General features: G+C 44.2%; 13 protein-coding genes. 9 read left to right on the forward strand and 4 right to left on the reverse strand.

Annotated elements, in window-relative coordinates; translation table 11 throughout:
- Nucleotide 1 precedes the first annotated feature (1 nt).
- Complete coding sequence (locus O8C65_03190) at nt 2-919, reverse strand: glycosyltransferase (protein MCZ7355915.1); 918 nt, start codon at nt 917-919, stop codon at nt 2-4.
- 322 nt (nt 920-1,241) lie between these two features.
- On the opposite strand from O8C65_03190, the gene O8C65_03195 reads away from it, so the two are divergent.
- From O8C65_03195 to O8C65_03210, 4 genes are all read left to right on the forward strand, one after another.
- Entirely contained in the window at nt 1,242-3,029 is a 1,788-nt protein-coding gene (locus O8C65_03195) for a PGF-pre-PGF domain-containing protein (protein ID MCZ7355916.1), read from the forward strand.
- A gap of 84 nt (nt 3,030-3,113) precedes the next feature.
- On the forward strand, nt 3,114-3,779 hold the full coding sequence (locus O8C65_03200) for a DUF116 domain-containing protein (protein MCZ7355917.1): 666 nt from the start codon (nt 3,114-3,116) through the stop codon (nt 3,777-3,779).
- 200 nt (nt 3,780-3,979) lie between these two features.
- Nucleotides 3,980-5,113: a tyrosine decarboxylase MfnA gene (mfnA, locus tag O8C65_03205; GenBank protein MCZ7355918.1), complete on the forward strand. Its 1,134-nt coding sequence runs from the start codon at nt 3,980-3,982 to the stop codon at nt 5,111-5,113.
- 169 nt (nt 5,114-5,282) lie between these two features.
- Nucleotides 5,283-5,618 (forward strand): DUF5658 family protein, encoded by a 336-nt coding sequence (locus O8C65_03210; protein MCZ7355919.1) that lies wholly within the window; start codon nt 5,283-5,285, stop codon nt 5,616-5,618.
- A gap of 316 nt (nt 5,619-5,934) precedes the next feature.
- Here the strand turns inward: O8C65_03210 and O8C65_03215 are convergent, their stop codons facing one another.
- From O8C65_03215 to O8C65_03225, 3 genes are all read right to left on the reverse strand, one after another.
- A complete protein-coding gene (locus tag O8C65_03215) occupies nt 5,935-8,676 on the reverse strand; it encodes a tetratricopeptide repeat protein (protein ID MCZ7355920.1) in 2,742 nt (913 codons plus the stop codon).
- Nucleotides 8,677-8,759: 83 nt separating this feature from the next.
- Nucleotides 8,760-8,996, reverse strand: a complete 237-nt coding sequence (locus O8C65_03220) for a hypothetical protein (protein MCZ7355921.1) — start codon at nt 8,994-8,996, stop codon at nt 8,760-8,762.
- Nucleotides 8,987-9,241 carry a hypothetical protein gene (locus O8C65_03225; GenBank protein ID MCZ7355922.1) on the reverse strand — a complete coding sequence of 85 codons (255 nt, stop codon included), beginning with the start codon at nt 9,239-9,241 and terminating at the stop codon, nt 8,987-8,989. The genes O8C65_03220 and O8C65_03225 overlap by 10 nt, the downstream gene beginning before the upstream one ends.
- Nucleotides 9,242-9,498: 257 nt before the next feature.
- Here O8C65_03225 and O8C65_03230 point away from each other — a divergent pair, with 257 nt between their 5' ends.
- The 5 genes from O8C65_03230 to O8C65_03250 form a co-directional block, all read left to right on the forward strand.
- Entirely contained in the window at nt 9,499-9,900 is a 402-nt protein-coding gene (locus tag O8C65_03230) for a hypothetical protein (protein MCZ7355923.1), read from the forward strand.
- A gap of 42 nt (nt 9,901-9,942) precedes the next feature.
- The gene (locus O8C65_03235) at nt 9,943-11,538 is read left to right on the forward strand and encodes a hypothetical protein (GenBank protein ID MCZ7355924.1); all 1,596 of its coding nucleotides are present in this window, start codon (nt 9,943-9,945) and stop codon (nt 11,536-11,538) included.
- A 41-nt stretch (nt 11,539-11,579) separates the two neighbouring features.
- Nucleotides 11,580-21,605 carry a PGF-pre-PGF domain-containing protein gene (locus O8C65_03240; protein MCZ7355925.1) on the forward strand — a complete coding sequence of 3,342 codons (10,026 nt, stop codon included), beginning with the start codon at nt 11,580-11,582 and terminating at the stop codon, nt 21,603-21,605.
- Nucleotides 21,589-21,774, forward strand: coding sequence for a hypothetical protein (locus tag O8C65_03245; protein MCZ7355926.1), 186 nt, complete (start codon nt 21,589-21,591; stop codon nt 21,772-21,774). The genes O8C65_03240 and O8C65_03245 overlap by 17 nt, the downstream gene beginning before the upstream one ends.
- 614 nt (nt 21,775-22,388) lie before the next feature.
- Nucleotides 22,389-23,890 (forward strand): hypothetical protein (locus O8C65_03250; GenBank protein ID MCZ7355927.1); only part of this gene is annotated, 1,502 nt, incomplete at its 3' end.

The following is a 23,890-nucleotide window of genomic DNA, read 5'->3' on the forward strand; positions in this document are numbered from 1 at the left end:
TTCATTTCTCGAATTTTCTTGCAAGGGATTCGTAAGGTAAGGTTAAAATAACTATTACAAAACTCAAAGCGAATAGGGCAATCAAACTTCTTGATTCAATTCCTGGTAATAAGAAGGGATCAATAAACTGTTTGTAAAGGTATATCCCGGATATTGAAACCATGAGCATGATAGTTGAGTCTCGAATAATCCTTGAATAGTACTGCAAGAAACCGAATCGGCCTGCTACTGCAACTGTATCGAGAAAGATGTTGGTGATAACCTTAATATTTATCCTTCCCCACCCCTTTCTTGTGAATTTCAAAATTATGGGCGCTTCCACGATCTTATAACCGAAACGCCTGGCATACGCCAATAACTCCACATCAAAGGCGTACCTCTTCACGCGCATCAGCGGAAAGACCTTTTGCAGGACTTCCCTCCTCATTAATTTGAAGCCAGCCTGAGTATCCCGGATTTCCAATTGCAGAAGCAATCGGAGTATGATATTGTACATCTTACTTAAGAATTTTCTAATAAGTGGATAGTATTCTATGGTGGAGAGGGGATGTCTCTTACTTCCCACAACGATATCTGCATGGTATTTTTTCATGTACTCTAATAGAATGCTTATCTGCTTTGGATCAAGTTCCATGTCTGCATCAAGAAAAGTGACGAGGTCTCTTGTTGCAAATTTCAATCCGTATCTTATGGCATTTCCTTTGCCCATGTTGTGCTTAACTTGCACGACATTGACATTGTCAAATCTTTTTGAAGTGGCTTCCTCATAAGTATTGTCAGTGGATCCATCATCTACAACTATTATTTCATGATCCACTCCGAGCTCTGTGAAGAGATCTTTCACATGCATTATTGTTTTAAGAATGTGTCCTTCTTCGTTGTAAGCCGGAATAATTACCGACAGCTTATCATTTTTCATATTTGACTTTCCACTTTTCATGAACTATACCGTTGCCGATATAAACTGGAATAATCATTCATTAACCTGCCGTCTATTGATTTGCGAACAACAAGATAACGATAATATGTAATAATTCCAATTGTATTCTCTCTTTTTCCCGTTTCTGACCACCGATCTCTCATGCCAACGCTATTTACAAATAGTAAGATATTTATAGTTTATGCATCATTGCAGTATTGAAGGATTAACCAGTGGTGGATATCCTATTGAGAATGAGATAAATCACCAAGTGGCGAAGAGAATCTCTGCCTATTATAATAAGAATAAGGAGGAAATACTAATGGTGGATGGAAAAAAAAGAAAAGGATCTTTGATAGCAAGTACAGTTATCACAATGATCATTGTAACGATGTTGATTTTTTCGGGACCGATCGCGCAGGCGTTACTGGTCACGTTGAATGCCGATAAGACCTCGGTACAGATCGGAGAGGCGGCGGAGAACAAGATCACGTTCACAACATGGGTGAATTTATCGAGACCAGATAATACAGTCCCGATACAGCGCGTTTTCCTGAATTTATCTGGCAATTCCCCAAGATCTTTTTCATTCGATCTGAATGGAAATGACATCCGTGGTACTGCTTTCCCAAGCGAAATAACCATAGCTTCTCCAGGAGGGGACCCCTGGGGGGGAGGTAATTTTGGAACAGGGTATGGATATGATTTTAATACCGGGGTGGGATATAATTTCGGCTATGGATATGGATACGGTGACGGGACAAATCCGCTGAATAGATCATTCATTATTACCCTTAATACATCAATGATGTTTGACGGAAGTTATACATCAAAGACCAATGTATATGCTGCGGGCAGCAGCTTGGCGCAAGGATTTACATCGACACCATTCAGTTTCACCCTCACACCGAGGATGATAAATACGACCGTTGGGTCATTCCCGGCAAATACAACACAGGACTCAGGAATTATCCCTTCCCCGATCGGGAATATCCAGTACATAGTGACAAGCAATAGTACGACGATCCCTGTGATGATCAACGTGACCGTGTCGGTTCAAGCCCCATCGGGGTCAACAGACATCACTTCGTTCACTTCCGGTGCTATTCCTAACATTTACTTCAATATCTCGGTGAGCAACCCTGCCTGGTTCGCGAACATTTCCAATATCCAGTTCAGGGGATATTATAATGCGTCAAATATCCCATCAACTGTGGCGGAGAGCACGCTTCGGCCATACAGGTTCGCAACAAATTGGCAGAGGCTGGATTGCGGTGCGGGCGAAATATGCGCTCCAACAATCGGGCTCACTGACGGTGCGATCCTCTATGCAGCCGGTGTGAATACAACAGGTGATTACGTCTGGGCGAACCTCAGCAGATTGTCAACCTTCGGTATCGCAGGTACAGTATCAGTATCAGCACCATCAGGCGGCAGCAGTGGCGGAACCGGAGGCGGGGGCGGTGTAGTTTCAGGCGAGCCTTTTGCCAACATAGTAAAGTCAGAAACACATGACATGGATCTGGTTTCCAACGCTCCGGTTAAATACACATTCACAACCCCCGAGATCGGTATATATCAGGTAGTTGTCACGAATAAGGAGAGTGAAAACGGTATTTCCCTGAGAGCAGAAATTCTCAAAGGCACATCGAAACTTGTGGCAGCCAACCCGCCAGGAACCGTATATAAGAATGTTAACCTGTGGATCGGTACACAGCGTGTAAATAGTGTTCTCATCAGGTTCAAGGTCGACAACACATGGCTTACCAATAACAATGTGGCAGCCGGTGATGTCAAGCTGCTCAAGTGGGATGGAAGCCAGTGGACACAGCTTGATACTGCACAGACGACCGCGGATAGCGCGAGTACCTCCTACGAGGCAAAGTCCAGCACCTTGTCGATATTCGCGATAAGCAGTACAAAGGGAGTCGCAGTGCCAGGCGGAACTGCAGCAGGTGCAACGCCAACAGCAGCAACACCAGGTGCGACAACGCCAGCAGCTTCTCCTACCGCGACTGCCACGAAGGCACCAGGATTTGAAATGGTAACCAGCCTGGCCGCATTAACAGTGCTGATTACCGTCTTCCTGAGAGATAGAAAGAGAAGATGAGCAATCATCTTCTTTCTTTTTTTATTTTAATCATTAAATTATTCAGTTATCCTTAAGTTATTTGGAGGCATTTATATGACCTAAATGCAACTTGAAATAACTCAATTGTTCTCGATAATAGGTGAAGCTGTCGTATATTTCGTAATTTTTCTGTTAGCGATTGCAGTGCTGGGTTCGCTGCTTATTTTCTATTCCTTCAAGACAGAGAAGTTCATTTTCCCGGGTTTCATGCTTTTCTCTATCACCATACTTGAAACCCTTGTCAAAGCCCTGTTCCGCCTCGTAGGTGCGGATGATTCCATCGTGGATGATGTAGGCATCGCCCTCAAGAACAAGATATCCCTTAAGAAATTCAGGAATACTCCGATCAACAGGAGGATGATATTCCTGCCCCAGTGCCTGAGAGCCATAGACTGCCCCTCAAAATTGAGCCCCGAAGGAATGAAATGCATTGACTGCGGGAACTGCGAGGTCGGGAAAGCAAAGAAATGCGCCGAGGACCTGGGTTACAGGGTGTTCATCGTTCCGGGTTCAAGCTTCATAAAAAGGCTTGTGCGGAAACACAAACCATTCGCAGTACTTGGCGTGGGATGCATGACCGAAGTCAAAGCCGGGATTGAGATGTGCGAAAAAATGAAACTCTTTGGGGTAGGTCTCGTTCTTGATAAAGCCGGGTGCGTTTCCACAGTGCTTGACTGGGATAGATTCTATGAGTTCATAGAATTTGATGACACGGCAATTTCTTCCTAAATTATCCCTGCAAATCCATGAATCCATAAACAAACTGAAAAAGGATTTTTAGCATATCTGCGTGTTATCTGCGATTCTTATCCAATAGTTCCTGAGGGTAATTTCGGACATCCGCGGCGCCAGATTTTAATAATTATAACGTCATAATAACTGCTATTCAAATCCGAACTTTTATTAACAGGCATCTTGATGTTTAGCACATGGACCAAAAAGGGCTCCCGCAGAAAGAAGTGCTTTCCTTCCTGGATTCGGCAAGGCAAAAGGACACTTCATATGACAGGGTTCTGAGCTCTATGTGCACACGACCTCATCAAATAGCTGTAGAAGCCCATATGCGATTCATAGAATCAAATCTTGGCGACTTTGGCTTATTCCCAGGAACAAAAGAGCTTGAAGAAAAAGTGATCAGCATCATGGGAAGCCTGCTTGGCGATCCTAATGCTTGCGGTTATATAACAACAGGCGGTACCGAATCCAACATTCAGGCGCTAAGAGCGATCAGGAACCTCGCGAAAAAAAGCCATCCGAATGTGGTTATTCCTTCTTCAGCCCATTTCTCATTCGACAAAATAGCTGACCTTCTTGGTATTGAGTTAAGAAAAGCCGGATTGGATGGGGAATTCAAGGTCGATGTCAATCGTGCGGAGAGCCTCATCGATGAGAAAACAATAGCGCTCGTTGGTATTGCAGGTTCGACCGAGTTCGGGCAAATCGACCCGGTTGATGAACTTTCAGACCTCGCTTTATCTCATGATATTTTCCTTCATGTGGATGCCGCATTCGGTGGATTTGTAATACCTTTTCTTGATAAAAAATACGATTTCGATTTTTCAGTGGGGGGTGTGACCTCGATGACCGCCGACCCACACAAGATGGGTATGTCAACAATACCAGCAGGAGGCCTTCTCTTCAAAGAAGATGCGTGCCTTCTGCCTCTTGAAATAGATACACCTTACCTCACCATAAGGGCGCAACACTCACTCACTGGAACGAGAAGCGGTGCAGCAGTGGCGGCAGCTTATGCTGTGATGACGTACCTTGGCAGGGAGGGTTATAGCAAGATCGTGGGGAGATGCATGAAAATGACCCGGAGGCTCGTCGAAGGAGTTGAAGAATTTGGGATCAAGCCTCTCATCGATCCTGTAATGAATATAGTAGCTCTGGATGTGCCTAATCTGGAAGAGGTCAGAAAAGATATGAGGGCAAAAGGCTGGTATACTTCGATAACAAGATCTCCGAAAGCAATGAGGTTGATAATGATGCCCCACCTGCGCGAAGACACCCTTGAAATGTTCATTACAGATCTTGGGGCATGTGTTAATAAGGTCACATAGCCCTCATAATTAAAATTGTACTGCTTTTGGGCTTGAGTTTTTTATAACCCGCTTCAAAGTCTTTTTTGCACCGAAAAGTCTTATCATTATAATAACTATTATTATTATTTTTTAATTGCGATAAATTTATTTAGCTTAAGGTTTTAATAGATTAATAGTGGTGTGACGAATGTCCAACAGGATCATAGATGACGGCCAGAGCGAAAACCAATCAAATTATCTGAAATATGTCCTTTTATTCGGGATTGTATTCACTGCCCTTCAGGTATCTGACCTGACCCTGACCCAGCACAGCCTTAAAAATCCAAATATAAGAGAGCTAAATCCCCTGTATGACCAGGACTGGTTCGTTCCTTTCAAACTAACCATGGTTTTCCTAATAATGGGTACGATGTACAGACAGCCGGGCAGGAACCAGGGAATAGCTAAGAAAGCAATGTCAGGAATTATTATTATGTACCTGTTTATTAACCTGAACAACCTGTATTTCGTACTATCAGTGTAGTTCAGCTTTTACAGCTTCGGTTATCGAAGGCAACACGTTGCAAGCTTTTGCTCACATGAGAATCCTGTGGGAGCATGTATGATGTCAAACGAAGAGACGTGCAATATTATAACACAGCTATGGCGGGTTTATTGAAATAACTTTATTGTAGTTAATACAATAGTCTCCTGACAGACCTCGCATTAGTTTACAAGGAAAATCCTGGCACTAGATATAGTATTTGTTTTTCTTTTCTTCAGTGCATTCAAATATCAGACATCTTCTTCAGCCCTGAGTAGTTTACTATTGTTACGCTACCAGGTTCTCAAGTACACAATCATTCTTTTTCTCCTTTTTCATACCCCGAGCCCCGATGGATTATCTCTCTGGCTTTATCATAAGACTTTCTTGCTTCCTCGTATTCCCCTAATTTATAAAGATCAAAACCTTTGTTATACCAGGCACTGGCATATTCAGGAGTTATCTCTATAGCTCTATCATAAGCCTTCATTGCCTCTTCGTATTTCCCACTGCTTTGAAGGGATTGGCCTTTGTTATACCAATCATCGGCAGATTCAGGAGTTATCTCTATAGTTTTTTCATAAACCTTTATCGCCTTTTTGTATTTCCTACTACCATGAAGGGCAAGAACGATGACTATCAAGGCAATTAGAATATATCCCCATGGAGGGAATTTTGATCCAATTGTGTTTTTAGGAATTGGTACAGTGATTCTCTCTGCAGATCTAATCTGTATTTGAAGTTCCTGACTTTTCGTGCTGATCTTTCTACCTTGGGTGTCGAATTCATAGTAATCAGCAGTCGCAGATGGGAGTTTGAAGGGCAGTGTTGAACCTATTTTAACAGCATAGTTTAAACTCACTTTCTCGTTTGCCTCCAAAGGTCTTTCAAGAGTTGTATTCCCGCTGACCAGGGTCACATTATCTGGCAGCAGGTCATTGATAATCACTTTTGTGGGTGTACTTCCAGTGTTTTCAGCGATTACTGTTACGATCACAGTATCTCCGGGCCTGACAACAGAAACATCTGTCTGCTTCGTCAGTACAACCTTTGGCCCAAGCACCACAATCTTTGGCTGGTTTGATCCTATGTTGTATGATCTATTGTTTATATTGAACTCGGCAGTTGCCACCGGGAATACGATGCCCACGTTGTTTGGCTCCAGAGGTCTGACATCATAGTGGTATTTCCATTCCCCATTGGCAGGAATATCAACCACCCAGTGCAGCGATTGGTTGCCGAGGAGCTTAAAACCGTCCGGGAGAGAATCCGTAATACTCACATTTTTAAGATCGTACGTTCCATTGTTTTTTACTGATAATGAAATGCTGGTATAATCCTTCAAATACATCGTGTCAACCGTACTCTTCCTTATGGAGAGCCCCTCTTGAGGCTCACCAAAGAGTATTGAGTTCAAAAAAATATACGCTTTGCCAAGCATTTCATATAATGTGTTAAGAGGTTCATAGATTAGCGGTGTTATAGCAGGCACAGGTGTCGCTACTGTGATTTGAGGAGTCGGTGCCGTGGGAATTATCATTACAGTAGCTGCAGGTATTGTGATTTGTGGAGTAGGTATAGGAGTTTTCTTTGCGGATTTAAGCTGTATTTCAACTTCCTGACTGCTCGTGCTTATCTTTCTACCTATGGATCCGAGTTCATAGTATTCAGCATTTGCAGCAGGAAGGGTGATGCTCTCTTTGGAATCGATTCTAAGGATGTAGCTGAAACTAATATTCATTGTTGCTTCCAGAAATCCCCCACTCGATGTGCTGCCTCTGACCAGGGTCACATCATCTGGCAACGTGTCCATGATATTCAACCTTGTAGGAGTACTTCCTGTATTTTCTGCAACCACAGTTACAGTCACAGCATCGCCAGGGTTGAACTCTGAAACATCCGCATGCTTCGTGAGGATAATCTTTGGTCCGTATACAACAATCATCGGCTGGTTTGATCGCACGCTATAAAATTCATTATTTACTACGAACTCAGCGGTGGCTGCGGGAAAGATGATACCCTCCTTGTTCGACTCAAGAGGTCTTACCAGATAGTGGTAGTCCCATTCCCCATTGACAGGAATATCAACAACCCAGTGCAGCGATTGGTTGCCGAGGAGTTTAAAACCGTTTGGAAGAGAATCTGTTATATTTACATTTCTAGCATCGAGCCTTCCATTGTTTTTTACAGATAATGAAACGATGTTGTAGTCCTTTAAATACATCTTATTAACCGTGGTTTTGCTTACGGAGAGCATAACAGGAACCTCGGCTGCCATTGAAATGCTCTTTATGGACGTTGCCGTATATGGAATATTCATAACATCGTATCCGCTGACGTTTGCTGATATGCTGTGCATTTCCAGTTCTGGGAGAATGGGTGATGCAAATGTAATGGTCTCGGTGGCGGATTCCCCTATTTTAATTCTATCATAGTGATATTTTAGATTTCCCCTGTTTATTGGAAGTTCTGTGTCAATGACCATATCAACATTAACCGCATCAGCCGAGCCTGTATTTTCTAAGTTTACAGTTGCAACAATGTTTGTGGTGTATGAGGATACGTATTTATCTTTGTCCGTCTGTATCGATACCGCAAGGCTTGGAATACCTCTTGGATCCAATTCAATTACCGCCCACGGAGCATAACTTTCAAAAATCCACTCTTGTGCATTTTGAGCAGGGAGTCCGGTTGCTGTAACTCTCAAATTACCATCAGGAACGATATACGATTCCGTCAATCGGAGGGCAGCAGTGCCTATGTAACTGCCATTTTTTGAAATATCCAGCTCCACGAAGGGTTCAACATGTTCTTCAGGCCCTGGTCTGTATTTTGCCGATTCCACAGGTGCCGGAAATCCTATCACTTTTACTGAATACCCATTATATGTGAGCATTTCGCCACGAATGAGCTTGTTTGACACACCCCCTGTCCACTGCAGTTGTGAACTATCAGATGTTTGGGCAAAGCCGAACCCTGAGAAAATCAAGGCTATTATGATACCACAAATCAAGCCTTTTTTCCTCTTGTCGAGAGTGGATATATTTTTAAATAACATCTTTGGATAACTTAATAATTCTAACACTCATGCTTTTGCACGTAGTTCCCAATTTCCTTGACTTTGGTGCAAACAATACTGCTTTATTTTTCATCTGTAGCCTCTTTGGATGAATACATCCATAGCGGCTTCTTTTCACTGCCTACATTGCGTCGCTGGATTTTATCTGTCTCAAGCAGGATTGTTATGAGATTCTCTGCCGTTGATTTGCTGCAACCAAGGCTATTTATTATTTCACGCAGCGATTTTTCACGAACATATAGCAAGACCAATACTTGCTCGGTTGTGAATTTTTTTTGATACTGGTGTTCTAAATGCATCGCGTCACCTCAATCATATTAAGGGCAGCTAAATTAGTTCCATCGGTAATTTCATCGATGGCTTCAACGTAAAGACTTTCACTGATCGTCGCTGAGGTTTTTTTTGCAATCCGGGTACTCCTGGCGTTCGTTACGTCCCGCCTCCGGATGAGCACGGCAGATGCCACGGCAGCCACCATTGCAATGAATATCATGGGCGTGCCTATACCTGCCAGCGCCTCCTCAGTCTTTATTAATGCCTTCATGTACGTTTCCTCCTCCTTTTATAATTATTATGATGAGTATCATAAATTAATAGACACAATAGAATTTAAACTTTACGCTTTGAAGCTTTGAGCCTAAAAGGTTTTCTCGCTGATTTTTGTGCAGATAATGGGGATTTTATGGTAGAATTTGCCTCCAGTTCTTCCACTAATTTCATTCCTGTCAATTTTAAGAGAGTTATATTTATATATTTACAATGCCAATGTCATCATAATACTTATTATAACAATGTGGTAATATGGATAAAGAAATCTGCACCTGTCCAAAATGCGGTAATCAAGATAACATTTGGCATGGTTACAGATACAACAAATCCGGGGAAAAAAGACTGAGGAAATGCAAAGGCTGCGGTACAAAATTCACTCCAGATGATGGATTCCTGAGACGGCGTTTCCGGAAAGAGCATATCAAGGAGGCGGTCTCCCTTCGCCAGAGCGGTCTTTCGCTGGGCAAGGTTAAGGAGCATATGCAGCAGCGCCACGGGATTGAGGTTTCGCGATGGATGATTAGTCTGTGGTGCCGGGATTATTTCAGGAGTATGGATAAATTCACTGAAACAGTTATGCCAGATATAAAAGGAAATGCGCATGCTGGAGACGTAATTGTGATCAAGGATAACAGAAACTTGGATGAGATATGAAGTCCAGAATTGTATTTATAAAGAAAATCGGAGGATTAGAATATGAAAGGAAATTATAAAATTGGAATTGCAGTTTTACTGTTGGTTACGATAACAGCAGCGTCGGCAGCTACACAGATCGGAGACAATATAACTGTTGCGAATAACGTCACAGCACAGAACTTTATAGGTAATTTAAATTGGGCATATTTATTAGGAATTCCTACAGATTTTCCGAACTCGACAGCGGTAACAGCAAACAATACAGCGAATGGTGCTGTTCAAACTTCGCTTTATAATGGCGACTTCCCGAATACCTCTTTGCCGAATTATCTTTTGATTTCAACATACGGTACCGACTTCCCGAACTTGACAGCAGTAACAGCAAACAATACAGCGAATGGTGCTGTTCAGACTTCGCTTTATAATGGCGACTTCCCGAATACCTCTTTGCCGAATTATCTTTTGATTTCAACATACGGTACCGACTTCCCGAACTCGACAGCAGTAACAGCAAACAACACAGCGAATGGTGCTGTTCAGACTTCGCTTTATAATGGCGACTTCCCGAATACTTCCTTGCCGAATTATCTTTTGATTTCAACATACGGTACCGACTTCCCGAACTCGACAGCAGTAACAGCAAACAACACAGCGAATGGTGCTGTTCAAACTTCGCTTTATAATGGCAACTTCCCGAATACCTCTTTGCCTAATTATCTTTTGATTTCAACATACGGTACCGACTTCCCGAACTCGACAGCAGTAACAGCAAACAACACAGCGAATGGTGCTGTTCAAACTTCACTTTATAATGGCAACTTCCCGAACAGTTCTGTCCTGACAAAAGAACCGGCAATCACAGGCTCAACCTCAAATACTTTTTGGAATGGATTAAAACAATTTGTTACTCTATCAAGCGGATTGATTACTGATTTTTCAGCAGCGGTAAGAACAAATATATCAGCAACAGGTAATGCTACTTACAACTCAGCCACCGGAGTGATTGATGCTCTTACCAATATAACAGCAGTAAGGACTTCAATATCAGCAACAGGCAATGCTACTTATAATTCATCGACTGGTGTAATTGACGCATTAACTAACATCACTGCAGTAAGGAATTCAATATCATCAAGCAGCGGGCTTGTATCTTATAATTCTTCGACAGGAGTAGTATCGGATAGCATCAATTCATCTGCAAATCTGTATAATATAAATGGCAGTAATGTAACAAGTGGCAAAGTAAATAGTCAATTCCTTAATATAACCAATATTACGTCGTATTTATCTAGTAATAAAGTTACACCAAACAACAACGTATACGTTGTCGGGCCTACCATAAATCTTCAAGCCGGCACATGGTTTCTTAATGGAGGAGTTACAGTATCCGAAGTCGGAGGTGCTGGTTCACTAAAAGTAGTAACGTGTAATATGTCACAAGGTGGCACAAATGTAATATCTTCAGGTGAAGCTGCTAGCAATGCCGTACCAGCGGTAATCCAATTGTCCGGGCTTATATCCCTTAGTTCACCAGCTACCGCACAGATTGCTTGTGCCGGTGGTGCTCAAAATGCAACTATCTATGCGGCTGTACCTGATAATGCTGGAGGAGCAGGAAATACTGCAAGCTATATTACAGCGCTAAGGATCGGATAAGGTTTGGTCTTTGATGGATAAACTTGTCATATAAAAATAATATGAGACTGTTTATTTATTTGATAGGCATTGCATTGATAATCGGAGTAGCTTCGGCTGACGTCAGCATTGTAGACGACACTCTTTTCAACCTCGGCAATGGTGCCTTCATTAAAGTCCTTGCAGTCCAGAACTCGACAAACATCACCGTATACAGTTCAACAAATTCACCGGCATCCACGCTCCAGTTTTACATCAACGGCACAGCGATAAGATTCACCGCAAACACCAATAAAACGCTCTCAAATATTTCTTATGATAATGCGACCGATGTCGTAACATACACCGGGAATGGCACTGATGGCTATCTCAATGTATCGACGCGAATGCAAGTATCATCGGTAAATTATGGATTGAAGGTTGACGGAGTTGTTGACCAAAGGCAACAATCCAATGCTACCGGGTGGGTGACATTCAATTACACAGGATGGAGCCCGAATCTGCATGTCTTTGAAATATCGAATCGAACATATATTCCTCCAGCACCCACGAACCTGATCAATGTCAGCGATAACTTTTATGTGAACCACAGCTGGCAGGCAGGATCAGGAAACATAACGGATTCGTACAATGTAAGCGTCAATGGTACCTGGCATAATGGTGCAAACAGTACCTATTACAATAATTCAGGTTTAGCTCCACACGGCTGGAGCAACATCTCGGTATATTCATACAACAGTTCAGGTACAGGCACGATGAACACCACGGCTGTATCCCAGAACACCCGGGTCCCGGATAATCCAGTAACGATAACTAATATTTCAGATTCATATAATCTCAATGACAGTGAGACTCTTTACATAGCTGCGAATTGCACTGACATAGACGGCGACACATGCATTTTTAATAGGAATTTCACTCAAGGGACATTCGATTCATCTACGGGAATACTCAACTGGCAGGCAGGATACGGAAATTATAGCTGGCAGATTAACGTCACTGATGGGTTTGGTTCAGTTTCCAGGAAGAATTTCACAGTTGCGGTAAACGACATCCACCCCCCATCGCAGGTAACTAATTTTCATAACTCTACCATCCCAACTGCGGATTCAGTCAATGTTGCATGGAACGCAAGCAATGACGGTGCAAACGGCTCTGGGATTAAGGAATACAGAATTGAGCGAACCAATGAATCGTTCAATTACATGACCATTGATAGGCCCATAATAAATGCAACTGGAATAGCATCGGGGTACGAGAACGATTCTTACTGGTATACTTTCAAGACCAATGAACCGGTTAACTGTCAGGGATGCCACGTCAATGGAAGGACGAGAATAGGCAATTTCTGGACCAAATACAATACAACGTACCTCTACGTGATGGTGCATGCACCGGATAACGACACAAATATAAGCGATGATAACATAAGTCTTGCATTCGACGTGAACAGGGATAGTGGCACAGCTCCGCAGCCGGATGACCAGATGTATGAAATTACTGAGCAGAACAACCTTCTCCGCTATACAGGCAACGGCACAGATTGGGTCGCAAACAGTACCAGTGCTGTAAGTGCCGTAGCGGGTGCAGGTTCAAAAGCGCCAGTATATGAGATAAGAATTCCACTATCTGAAATAGGCAGCCCTTCTAATAACACGCCTATAAATTTCTTATTTGAGAACGTATGTACCGGCAGCGGTGATTTTATAGAGAGGCACACATATTTCCCGAAAAACCCAAACGCCAGCGAAAAGGATCCAAGTTCGTGGGGATTGATAACATTCAGGAGCCTCACGGATTATGTTCAGATAGCCAATCCATCAGGAACTTCTTATATGATTGCGGATCTAAAGGATGGTTTCAGGTATGACTTCACAGCTAAGGCCGTGGATAATGTCGGCAATACAGGTCAGCGTTCAGACCCATTGATTATTCAGACTGCGGGAGATCTCGGTTACAATATCTCAGGGTACGTTTTTAATTACCTTGGAAATCCAATACCAAATGTTCGTGTCCAGACGCCCAAAGACTATATCGTAAGTTCGCATTCAAATGGCGATTATTTCTTAGAAGAGCTGATTAATTTTACTTATGATGTTACTGCAAGCAGCGGAGTTTACAGCAGCGATATCACACAAGTTACAGTAAATGGCGCTGATGTTCATAATGTCAATATCACAATTCCGCATATTACAGTAAACGCCACAGACTTGGTCACTGCATGCGGGAATTTCTATTGCAACTCAACATGGACTGCTGGAGGTAACACTACATCGTTTAATATAAGCCAAAATGAAACCTGGTATAATGGCACTACCAATAATTATTTTAACGTCTCGATCAGCCCGCATGAATACAGCAATATCACAGTGTCTGGTTACAATGACTATACGACAGCTCTTAGTATTGGAAGTGTAACGCAGAACACTTCAATCCAGAACAATCCTGTTACAATAGGCAACATATCAGATAACTATTCATTGATCGAAGGGCAAACCCTCATCATATATCCAAATTCAACCGATGCGGACAGTGACACTCCGACGTTTGCCAGGAATTTCACGAACGGTACGTTCTACACGAATAACGGCACAATGCTCTGGACGACTACGGGCAGCGATATAGGCATTCATTCCTGGCAGATAAACGTGACTGATGGGTATGGTTCGGTTTCCTCTGCAAATTTCACGGTAACCGTGAATTCATTCGAAGTGAGCCTGACAAATATATCTGCTTTAACAAATACTACTTTTGCAGGAACAAATGCGATCTATATTCTCAATCTGACCAATAACGGTACAGCAGGAGCGGATACGTATAATCTCACGATCGATAATACAAACGGAGCATCCGCTTCCTTGAACGTCTCCCCGGATTTTGTGTATGTGCCTCAAGCCGGAAGCGTAATATTCGCACTCAATGTAACCAATGCATCGTCAGGAATATTCCGTGTCAATGTCACAGCAACCTCGGTGAATAACTCAAATAAGATTGCATACATCAATACCACAACGACTGTGAATGCTGTCAGGGCAGTCAGCCTGAGTGTGGATCCTACTGCAAGGACCACATCAGCTGGAACCAATGCAACCTACGTACTCAACATCACCAACAACGGCAGCGACCCGGATACCTATACTCTCCTTGTAACCAATGCCAGCAGTGCCTCCGTAGCATTGCTGAACATCTCCTCCCCAACATCCACGCTCGGTTCAGGTCAGAGCCTGATCCTCGCCCTTAACGTCACCAATACCTCTTCAGGCACATTCCTTGTGAATGTAACCGCAACCTCAAGCAGCGATGCCACGAAATTCGCCTATGTCAATACCACAACGACTGTGAATGCGGTCAGGGCAGTTAACCTGACCGTAAATCCAAGCGAACAGGCAACATCCACAGGCACCAATGCCACCTATCTCCTCAACCTCACCAATAACGGTACTGATGCAGATACCTATACTCTCGTCGTTACTAACGCAAACAATGCATCAACCGCTTTGTTGAATACCTCATTGAGCCAGAGCCTGAATGCAGGGCAGAGCCTGATATTGGCTCTTAACGTGACCAATTCATCAGCAGGTTCAGGTACTTTCAATGTAAATGTAAGTGCCACCTCAAGCGATCCTACTAAGTTCGCGTTCGTCAATACCACAACGACTGTGAATGCGGTCAGGGCAGCCAACCTGACCGTAAATCCAGGCGAACAGGCAACATCCACAGGCACCAATGCCACCTATATCCTCAACCTCACCAATAACGGTACTGATGCAGATACCTATACTCTCCTTGTAACCAATTCCAGCAGTGCCTCCGTAGCATTGCTGAACATCTCCTCCCCAACATCAACGCTCAGTCCGGGTCAGAGCCTGATCTTCGCCCTTAACGTCACCAATGCCTCTTTGGGCACATTCCTTGTGAATGTAACCGCAACGTCAAGCAACGATGCCACGAAATTCGGCTATGTCAATACCACCACGACTGTGAATGCGGTCAGGGCAGTCAGCCTTACAGTAAATACAGCCGCCCAGACAACATCTGCCGGAACCAATGCCACCTACGTACTCAACCTCACCAATAACGGTACTGATGCAGATACCTATACTCTCCTTGTAACCAATTCCAGCAGTGCCTCCGTAGCATTGCTGAACATCTCCTCCCCAACATCCATGCTCAGTCCGGGTCAGAGCCTGATCTTCGCCCTTAACGTGACCAATACCTCTTCGGGCACGTTCAAGGTGAATGTAACCGCAACCTCAAGCAGCGATGCCACGAAATTCGCCTATGTCAATACCACAACGACTGTGAATGCTGTCAGGGCTGTTAGTTTAAGCATAGATGCTCCTTCAAAGGACACCGATGCCGGCGTGAATGCCACCTACGTGCTCAATCTTACCAATAACGGCAGCGACCCGGATTCCTATGCCTTGCTGGTAACCAACGCGAGCAATGCCTCTGTAGCGGCTCTCAATATCTCCTCGCCCACTTCTACGCTCAGTCCGGGTCAGAGCCTGATCTTCGCCCTTAACGTGACCAATACCTCTTCGGGTACGTTCAAGGTGAATGTAACCGCAATCTCGCAGGGCAACAATTCGAAGTTCGCCAGCGTGAATACCACAACTGTGATGGGTGCTATCCGGGGTGTCAGTTTAAGCATAGACGCTCCTTCAAAGAGCACCGACGCCGGCGTGAATGCCACCTACGTGCTCAATCTTACCAATAACGGTACTGATGCGGATACCTATACTCTCCTTGTAACCAATTCCAGCAGTGCTTCCGTAGCATTGCTGAACATCTCCTCCCCAACATCCACGCTCGGTTCAGGTCAGAGCCTGATCTTCGCCCTTAACGTCACCAATACTTCTTCGGGTAACTTCAGCGTCAATGTAACCGCAACCTCAAGCATCAATGCCACAAAATTCGCCTATGTCAATACCACAACGGCTGTGAATGCGGTCAGGGCAGTCAGCCTGACCATCAATACAACTGCCCAGACAACATCAGCCGGAACCAATGCCACCTATATCCTCAACCTCACCAATAACGGTACTGATGCAGATACCTATACTCTCATCGTTACTAACGCAAACAGTGCCTCAACCGCTCTTCTGAATACCTCATTGAGCCAGAGCCTGAATGCAGGACAGAGTGTTATATTCGCCCTTAACGTCACCAATACCTCCTCAGGCACATTCCTCGTGAATGTAACCGCAACCTCAGGCAACGATGCCACAAAATTCGCCTATGTCAATACCACCACGATTGTGAATGCAGTCCCGACTTACATACCTCCGACCCCGACAGATTTATCGAGCACTCAGGGTAATTTCTGGATAAACTACACATGGAGTGCAGGGAGCGGGAGCGTAACGGATTCATACAATGTAAGCGTCAACGGCACATGGCATAACGGAACAAACAGTACCTATTACAATAATTCAGGTTTAGCTCCACATGGCTGGAGCAACATCTCGGTCTATTCCTTCAACAATTCAGGCACGGGCACGCTGAACAGCACTGCCGTATCCCAGAACACCCGGGTGCCGAACAACGTACCTGTCCAGGCATCGATCGGCAACAAGAACGTGTACGAGAACGAGACATTGAGCTTCACGGTCTCTGCAACAGACGCAGACGGCGATACCATGACCTTCGGCACCAATGCATCAAAAGGCAGCCTCAATACAACAACAGGCTTATTCACCTGGACGCCCACGTTCGGGGACTCAGGGATTTACGTCTGGTACTTCAATTCAAGCGACGGGTACGAAGGTATAGCGACTGAAACCATAACAGTGACCGTGAACAATATCCCATTAACAATCACCTCGCGTTCACCCGGCACCGACCCGACCACAATCGTAGATACAGGTCAGACCTTCACTGTAAACCTGAACAGGAGTGCAAACGTCACCTGGTACATCAACGGCATATCTGTCCAGGGAAACACCAGCATAACCTCGGCAAGCTATACCAACCTAACTTCCGGTGTGGGTGTGCATAACCTAACAGCAATGGTATCCGATGCTTTCGATACCACTCCAACCATGTGGAACTGGACTGTAACTGCATTCCCGACCCACATGCCCCCGACCCCTTCCAATCTTACCAGCAGCACAGGATATTACTTCGTGAACCACAGCTGGCAGGCAGGAGACGGGAACGTAACGGACAGCTATAACGTCAGCGTAAACGGCACATGGCAAAACGACACGACCGGTACCTATTACAACAATTCAGGGTTGTCTGCACACGGTTGGAGCAACATCTCGGTCTATTCCTTCAACACTTCAGGCACAGGAGCCCTTAACGAAACCCCGGTAACCGCAAATACCCAGGTTCCCAACAACGTTCCTGTCCTCACACCAATCGTAGATAAAGTCGTGACTGCAGGCATCTGGCTGAATTTCACAGTCGTTGCGACGGATGCAGACGGCGATCCTTTAACCTACGGCACCAATGCCACCAGGGGAGCACTCGATCCTGCATCAGGTAACTTTAACTGGTCAACCACAGGCAGCGATGTGGGAACCTATGTGTGGTACTTCAGCTCAAGTGATACCTACGGCGGTGTTGCATCAGGAACAATAACAGTGACCGTGACTGCTGCTCCCACGTATCTCCCGCCAAGCCCGGTGAACCTTGCCAGCACCACAGGGAATTTCTATGTCAACCATACCTGGAATGCAGGCTCAGGAAACGTAACCCACAGCTATAAAGTGAGTGTGAATGGTACATTTCAAAATATTGGGTTGAACTGGAGTGCTGGTATCCCAGTGGGAGTTGGTATTCTTGCATTGACTTATGCTGGAAACGGAACTGTTATCGCTGGTGATTACTCTAATGGTAATATTTATCGTTCAACAGACTATGGTCAAACCTGGGGTGCTGGTATTTCAGTTGGAAGTAGTATTGGTGGACTAACCTATACTGGCAACGGGGTTATTATCGCTGCTGATAGCAATAACGGTAATATTTATCGTTCGACAGACTATGGTCAAACCTGGAGTGCTGGTATTCCAGTCGGGAGTGCTATTTTTGAATTGACGTATGCTGAAAACGGAACAGTTATCGCTGCTGATAGCAATAACGGTAATATTTATCGTTCAACCGACTATGGTCAAACCTGGAGTGCTGGTATTCCAGTTGGGAGTGTTTATTATGCATCGACTTATGCCGGAAACGGAACTGTTATCGCTGGTGATTATGCCAATGGTAATATTTATCGTTCCACAGACTATGGTCAAACCTGGAGTGCTGGTATTCCAGTCGGGAGTAGTATTGGTGTAATAACCTACGCTGGAAACGGAATTGTATTCGCTGCTGATAGCAATAACGGTAATATCTATCGTTCAACCGATTATGGTCAAACCTGGAGTGCTGGTATTCCAGTCGGGAGTGTTATTTTTGCATTGACTTATGCAGGCAACGGAATTGTTATCGCTGGTGAGGACAGTGACGGTGATATTTATCGTTCAACCGACTATGGTCAAACCTGGAGTGCTGATATTCTAGTCGGGAGTGGTATTGATGGGATAATCTATATTGGAAATGGAATTGTTATCGCTGGTGATTACAAAAACGGTAATATTTATCGTTCGGATCCTACCTATACTACGCATACCTATTACAACAATTCAGGGTTGTCTGCACACGGATGGAGCAACATCTCGGTCTATTCCTTCAACAATTCAGGCACAGGAACCCTTAACGAAACCCCGGTAACCGCAAACACCCAGGTTCCCAACAATCCGGTCTCGATAGGGAATGTATCGAGCAGCTACACATTAACCGCGGGTGACATGTTATCGATATATCCGACTTCGAGCGATCTGGACGGCGACACTCCCACGTTTGCCAGTAATTTCACCAACGGTACGTTCTACGCGAATAACGGCACACTGTTCTGGACGACAACGGGCAGCGATGAAGGCATCCATTCCTGGCAGATAAACGTGACAGACGGGTACGGGTCGGTCTCCTTTGCAAATTTCACGGTAACCGTGACCGCAGTACTTGCACCCAACATCACTTCCTGGGGCAATAACAAGACCAACAATGAGAGCTTGACTTTAACCCTGAACAATAGCGAAGGCATAAGGTTCAATGCCACTGCAAACCAGAGTATAACCACATGGACATGGTTCCAGGACGACGTTAACCAGAACAATAACTATGACAATTTCTCAACCAGCCTCACTGGCGGAAATCATACCATTAAAGTCAATGCAACCAATGGTAACGGGGTAAGCAATACTATTACCTGGATTGTTACGATAACTCCAACGCCAACCATCTCACCGGTAATCACAGGCTTTGCTCCTTCTTCGCCCGTAATTGATATCGTGGGTGCAACTAGAACCTTCAACATCACCGTTAACCAGACCGTGAACGTAACCTGGTATGTCAACGGAACGCAGGCTCAGACAAATACGAGTGTGACTAATGCAGGTTATACCAACGCCAGTGCAGGACTTGGCGTATGGAACGTAACAGCCACTGCAGCCAATTCCAATGGTGTCGTATCACAGGTATGGATATGGAATGTGACAGCAGCACCGAGTGGAGCACCTAACATAACCAGTTTTGCTCCTTCTTCGCCCGTAAATGATATCGTGGGTGTAACTAGAATATTCAACATCACCGTTAACCAGACCGTGAACGTAACCTGGTACATCAACGGAACGCAGGCTCAGACCAATATCAGTGTGACCGATGCCAGTTATACCAACACCAGTGCAGTCCTTGGAGTATGGAACATATCAGCAAATGCAGCCAATTCCAATGGCGTTGTTTCACAGGCGTGGATCTGGAACGTGACAGCAGCCCCGACAGGAACACCTAATATAACCAGTTTTGCCCCGGCTTCGCCTGTAAACGATATCGTGGGTGCAACTAGAACATTCAACATCATCGTTAACCAGATCGTGAATATAACATGGTACATCAACGGAACTCAGGTTCAGACAAGTATGAGTGTGACCGGTGCCAGTTATACTAACACCAGTGCAGTCCTTGGAGTATGGAACATAACAGCCACTGCAACCAATTCCAATGGTGTTGTATCACAGGTATGGATGTGGAACGTGGCAGCAGCACCAACCCCGGCACCCACTCGGAAATCTGTTACCGGCGGCGGTGGGGGTGGCGGAGGTGGAGAAGGCGCAAAATCCTCGGAACCGCCCATAAACATTGAGTCGTTTGAGCTTGCGGAACAATACTTAGGAGCAAATACTCCTGCCTCTTATATATTCACTACACCAAACCTTGTAATTTCTGAAGTGTTAATAACTCCTGCAAGGAACTTTGGAACTACAAGCATAAGAATAGAAACGCTCAAAAATTTATCAAACAGAGAAGGGATGACACCACCCCCAGGAATTGTTTATAAATATGTTAATATCTGGGTCGGTGCAGGGGATATCGATAGTCCAGACAGCATCATAGACGCATTCATAGGGTTTGAAGTCGATCGCGGCTGGCTTGCGCAGAATAACCTTGAGGAGAATAATATAAGACTTCTTAGATGGGACGGAAGCAAGTGGAACTCGCTGGATACTCAGCCAACGAGCAGTGATGAAACATTCGCATATTATTATTCAAGAACCAACGCATTCTCGCCTTTTGCAATAGTTGCCCTTCCCCTTTATCCATCTGCCACAGCTCAGGCAGGCGAAACTCCAATAACAGAGGCTCCAATGCAAGAGCTAATAAAACAGTTGGCGGTAGAACGGGTATCCTGGCTGTGGATGTATGCATTAATTGCTTTGATACTTATCAGCCTTGCCCTTTATAAATTAAGTAAATACCAAAAAAAGGCAATTAAAGTTTATGAAGCTGTGGCGATAAAGCCAGAGAATGCCGATGCATGGTATGGTAAAGGCGCCGAGCTTCAGGAGATAGGGAAATACGAAGAGGCAATAAAATCTTATGATAAGGCTATAGAGATAAATCCAGAATATTCCAATGCTTGGAATAACAAAGGTTTTGCCCTCTATGAATTAGGGAAATACGAAGAGGCAGCAAAGGCATATGATAAAGCAAGAGAGATAATCCATCGAAGCAGGCAATCGGATGAGGACTCTTTATGAATGGTCTTTAATTTATTCTGTTCTTAACAATGCTTTGCAGCATAAGAGTAAAGATGCCACCTATGTCTCCCTGGATGTACTGAGGCTGATACGTGAGGCAGAAGACAAGGTGAAACGGCTTGCTCCAGGTGAATATAGAAAAATTCTTATAGATGCTGTAAATCCTTGACGTCTTAATTGATTACGAAATTGTGGGAAATTATAAGAACTTACGGAAAGCATTGCTGCATAAAAGCGATACTGTTGCGCATTTGGCCATAGACCTTCTCAGGAAAATCAAAGAGGAAGATCAGAAAATTAAGGAAATAGAGCAACTCACGCAAAAGGGAACGAATCTCCAGATACAAAATGTGAGTTTTTTATGCACAATATTGAAAAAAATCAAAGAAGATCGACATCCAATTTTAATGAGCATTAAAAAGATAGAAAAGTATAATAGCATGACATGACATAACATTCAATGACCTGTACATAGGATAAATCGTAATGATGTCATGGCTGGGATAAGGTAAGTCAAATTGATTCTTTGATAGGAGAGTCTATCGACTTTCAGTAATTAATCCACCACATATTGTTGCGATTATAAAAGATAGTAGGATGGGAGGAATATAAAAATGAACTTAAAAATGGTAATGGTATTGTTGACTCTGGCTTTTATCCAGGGAGCGTCAGCACAACATACCCAAAACGCTGCGTGCGAATCTGCAGGTTGTCATAAGTACCCATCGGTATTTCTAAAAAATACCGTAAGTATACAGGGTATGTAACAATCAGGAGGTTATCATGAAAAATAGAAATATTAAAAAATATAGAATCTTGAGACAAAGTGTGATGATCTCGATTATATTTTTCTCAATAGTAGTTTCTATCAATGCGGCAAGTGCTGTCGATAAAACGTACTACTGGACCCCATCGTCAGGAGCTATAGGTTCGTCAGGATTTACAGCCGACTGGGGAAATTGTAATGCTAAACCAACTTCTTACAGAATCACTACGCTCACCAGTACAGGATTCACATGCCTCAGCGATTATTTGACAAAGACTACATCTGGCGACCAGTATCTGGCAATTTATCCTACAGCATATAGTTCTGATACTAAAATAGCAGGCAAAACAGGTGCTACTTTTTATTTGTCAAGTCAAAAGGCCGGCTATACTGCAACATATCGCTTTGATATGGGATATGCTGTGGGAGGCACTTTTACATCATTGGGATATGTGACACAGAGTTCTTATAAAGGTAAAAACAATATCATAAATCTGAGTAACATTAGCGGTACCGCCCCCGCGGGATCATATCTTGCATTGAAAGTCTCGGTAACAACTTCAAAGGGCGGAAGAGTAAATCTGGGAACAAATGGTGGTTCTACCGGCTCAAACAGCGGCCGTTTCTATGTTACAGAGACCGCTGCAGCACCTACCCCGTTAAACGGAACGAGTCTGACAAATATAACACCACTCACCCAGTCAACTGTTGCTAGCGTGAATGCCACCTACGTGCTCAACCTCACCAATACCGGCAGTCTGACAGATAACTATATACTCACAACCTCAAATTCAGGCAGTGCACTTATTGGTCTGAATATTTCATCGCCAGTGATGCTGGCTTCAGGAGCAAGCCAGATATTCCGTCTGAACGTTACAAAAGCGTCTGCAGGCAAATTCAATGTCAACGTCACAGCCACATCGCAGAATGATCCAACCAAGGTTGCGTTCGTAAATACCACAACCAATGTTACAGTGACCGCACCGCCGTTAAACGGTACGAGTCTCACCAATGTGACTTCGCTCAGCGCAACAGTGGTTGCTAGCGTGAATGCCACCTATGTGCTCAACCTCACCAATACCGGCAGTCTGACAGATAACTACATACTCACAACCTCAAATCCAGGCAGTGCACTTATTGGTCTGAATATTTCATCGCCAGTGATGCTGGCTTCAGGAGCGAGCCAGATATTCCGTCTGAACGTTACAAAAGCGTCTGCAGGCAAATTCAATGTCAACGTCACAGCCACATCACAGAATGATCCAACCAAGGTTGCGTTCCTAAATACCACAACCAATGTTACAGTAACAGCGCTCGGAGCACCTAATATAACCAGTTTTGCTCCGCCTTCGCCTGCAAATGATATCGTGGGTGCAACTCGAACATTCAGCATCACCGTTAACCAGAGCGTGAACGTAACCTGGTATATCAACGGAACTTTGGTTCAGACAAATACGGGTGTGACTAATGCCGGTTATACCAACACCAGTGCAGGACTTGGCGTATGGAACATAACAGC

This window comes from Candidatus Methanoperedens sp. (assembly GCA_027460535.1).
In the GTDB taxonomy this organism is placed as follows: Archaea; Halobacteriota; Methanosarcinia; order Methanosarcinales; family Methanoperedenaceae; genus Methanoperedens.

Bases quoted from the DNA above. Each gene is read 5' to 3' on its own strand.
- O8C65_03190 (MCZ7355915.1), bottom strand. From the start codon at position 919: ATGAAAAATGATAAGCTGTCGGTAATTATTCCGGCTTACAACGAAGAA.
- O8C65_03195 (MCZ7355916.1), top strand. From the start codon at position 1,242: ATGGTGGATGGAAAAAAAAGAAAAGGATCTTTGATAGCAAGTACAGTT.
- O8C65_03200 (MCZ7355917.1), top strand. From the start codon at position 3,114: ATGCAACTTGAAATAACTCAATTGTTCTCGATAATAGGTGAAGCTGTC.
- mfnA (MCZ7355918.1), top strand. From the start codon at position 3,980: ATGGACCAAAAAGGGCTCCCGCAGAAAGAAGTGCTTTCCTTCCTGGAT.
- O8C65_03210 (MCZ7355919.1), top strand. From the start codon at position 5,283: ATGTCCAACAGGATCATAGATGACGGCCAGAGCGAAAACCAATCAAAT.
- O8C65_03215 (MCZ7355920.1), bottom strand. From the start codon at position 8,676: ATGTTATTTAAAAATATATCCACTCTCGACAAGAGGAAAAAAGGCTTG.
- O8C65_03220 (MCZ7355921.1), bottom strand. From the start codon at position 8,996: ATGCATTTAGAACACCAGTATCAAAAAAAATTCACAACCGAGCAAGTA.
- O8C65_03225 (MCZ7355922.1), bottom strand. From the start codon at position 9,241: ATGAAGGCATTAATAAAGACTGAGGAGGCGCTGGCAGGTATAGGCACG.
- O8C65_03230 (MCZ7355923.1), top strand. From the start codon at position 9,499: ATGGATAAAGAAATCTGCACCTGTCCAAAATGCGGTAATCAAGATAAC.
- O8C65_03235 (MCZ7355924.1), top strand. From the start codon at position 9,943: ATGAAAGGAAATTATAAAATTGGAATTGCAGTTTTACTGTTGGTTACG.
- O8C65_03240 (MCZ7355925.1), top strand. From the start codon at position 11,580: ATGAGACTGTTTATTTATTTGATAGGCATTGCATTGATAATCGGAGTA.
- O8C65_03245 (MCZ7355926.1), top strand. From the start codon at position 21,589: ATGAGGACTCTTTATGAATGGTCTTTAATTTATTCTGTTCTTAACAAT.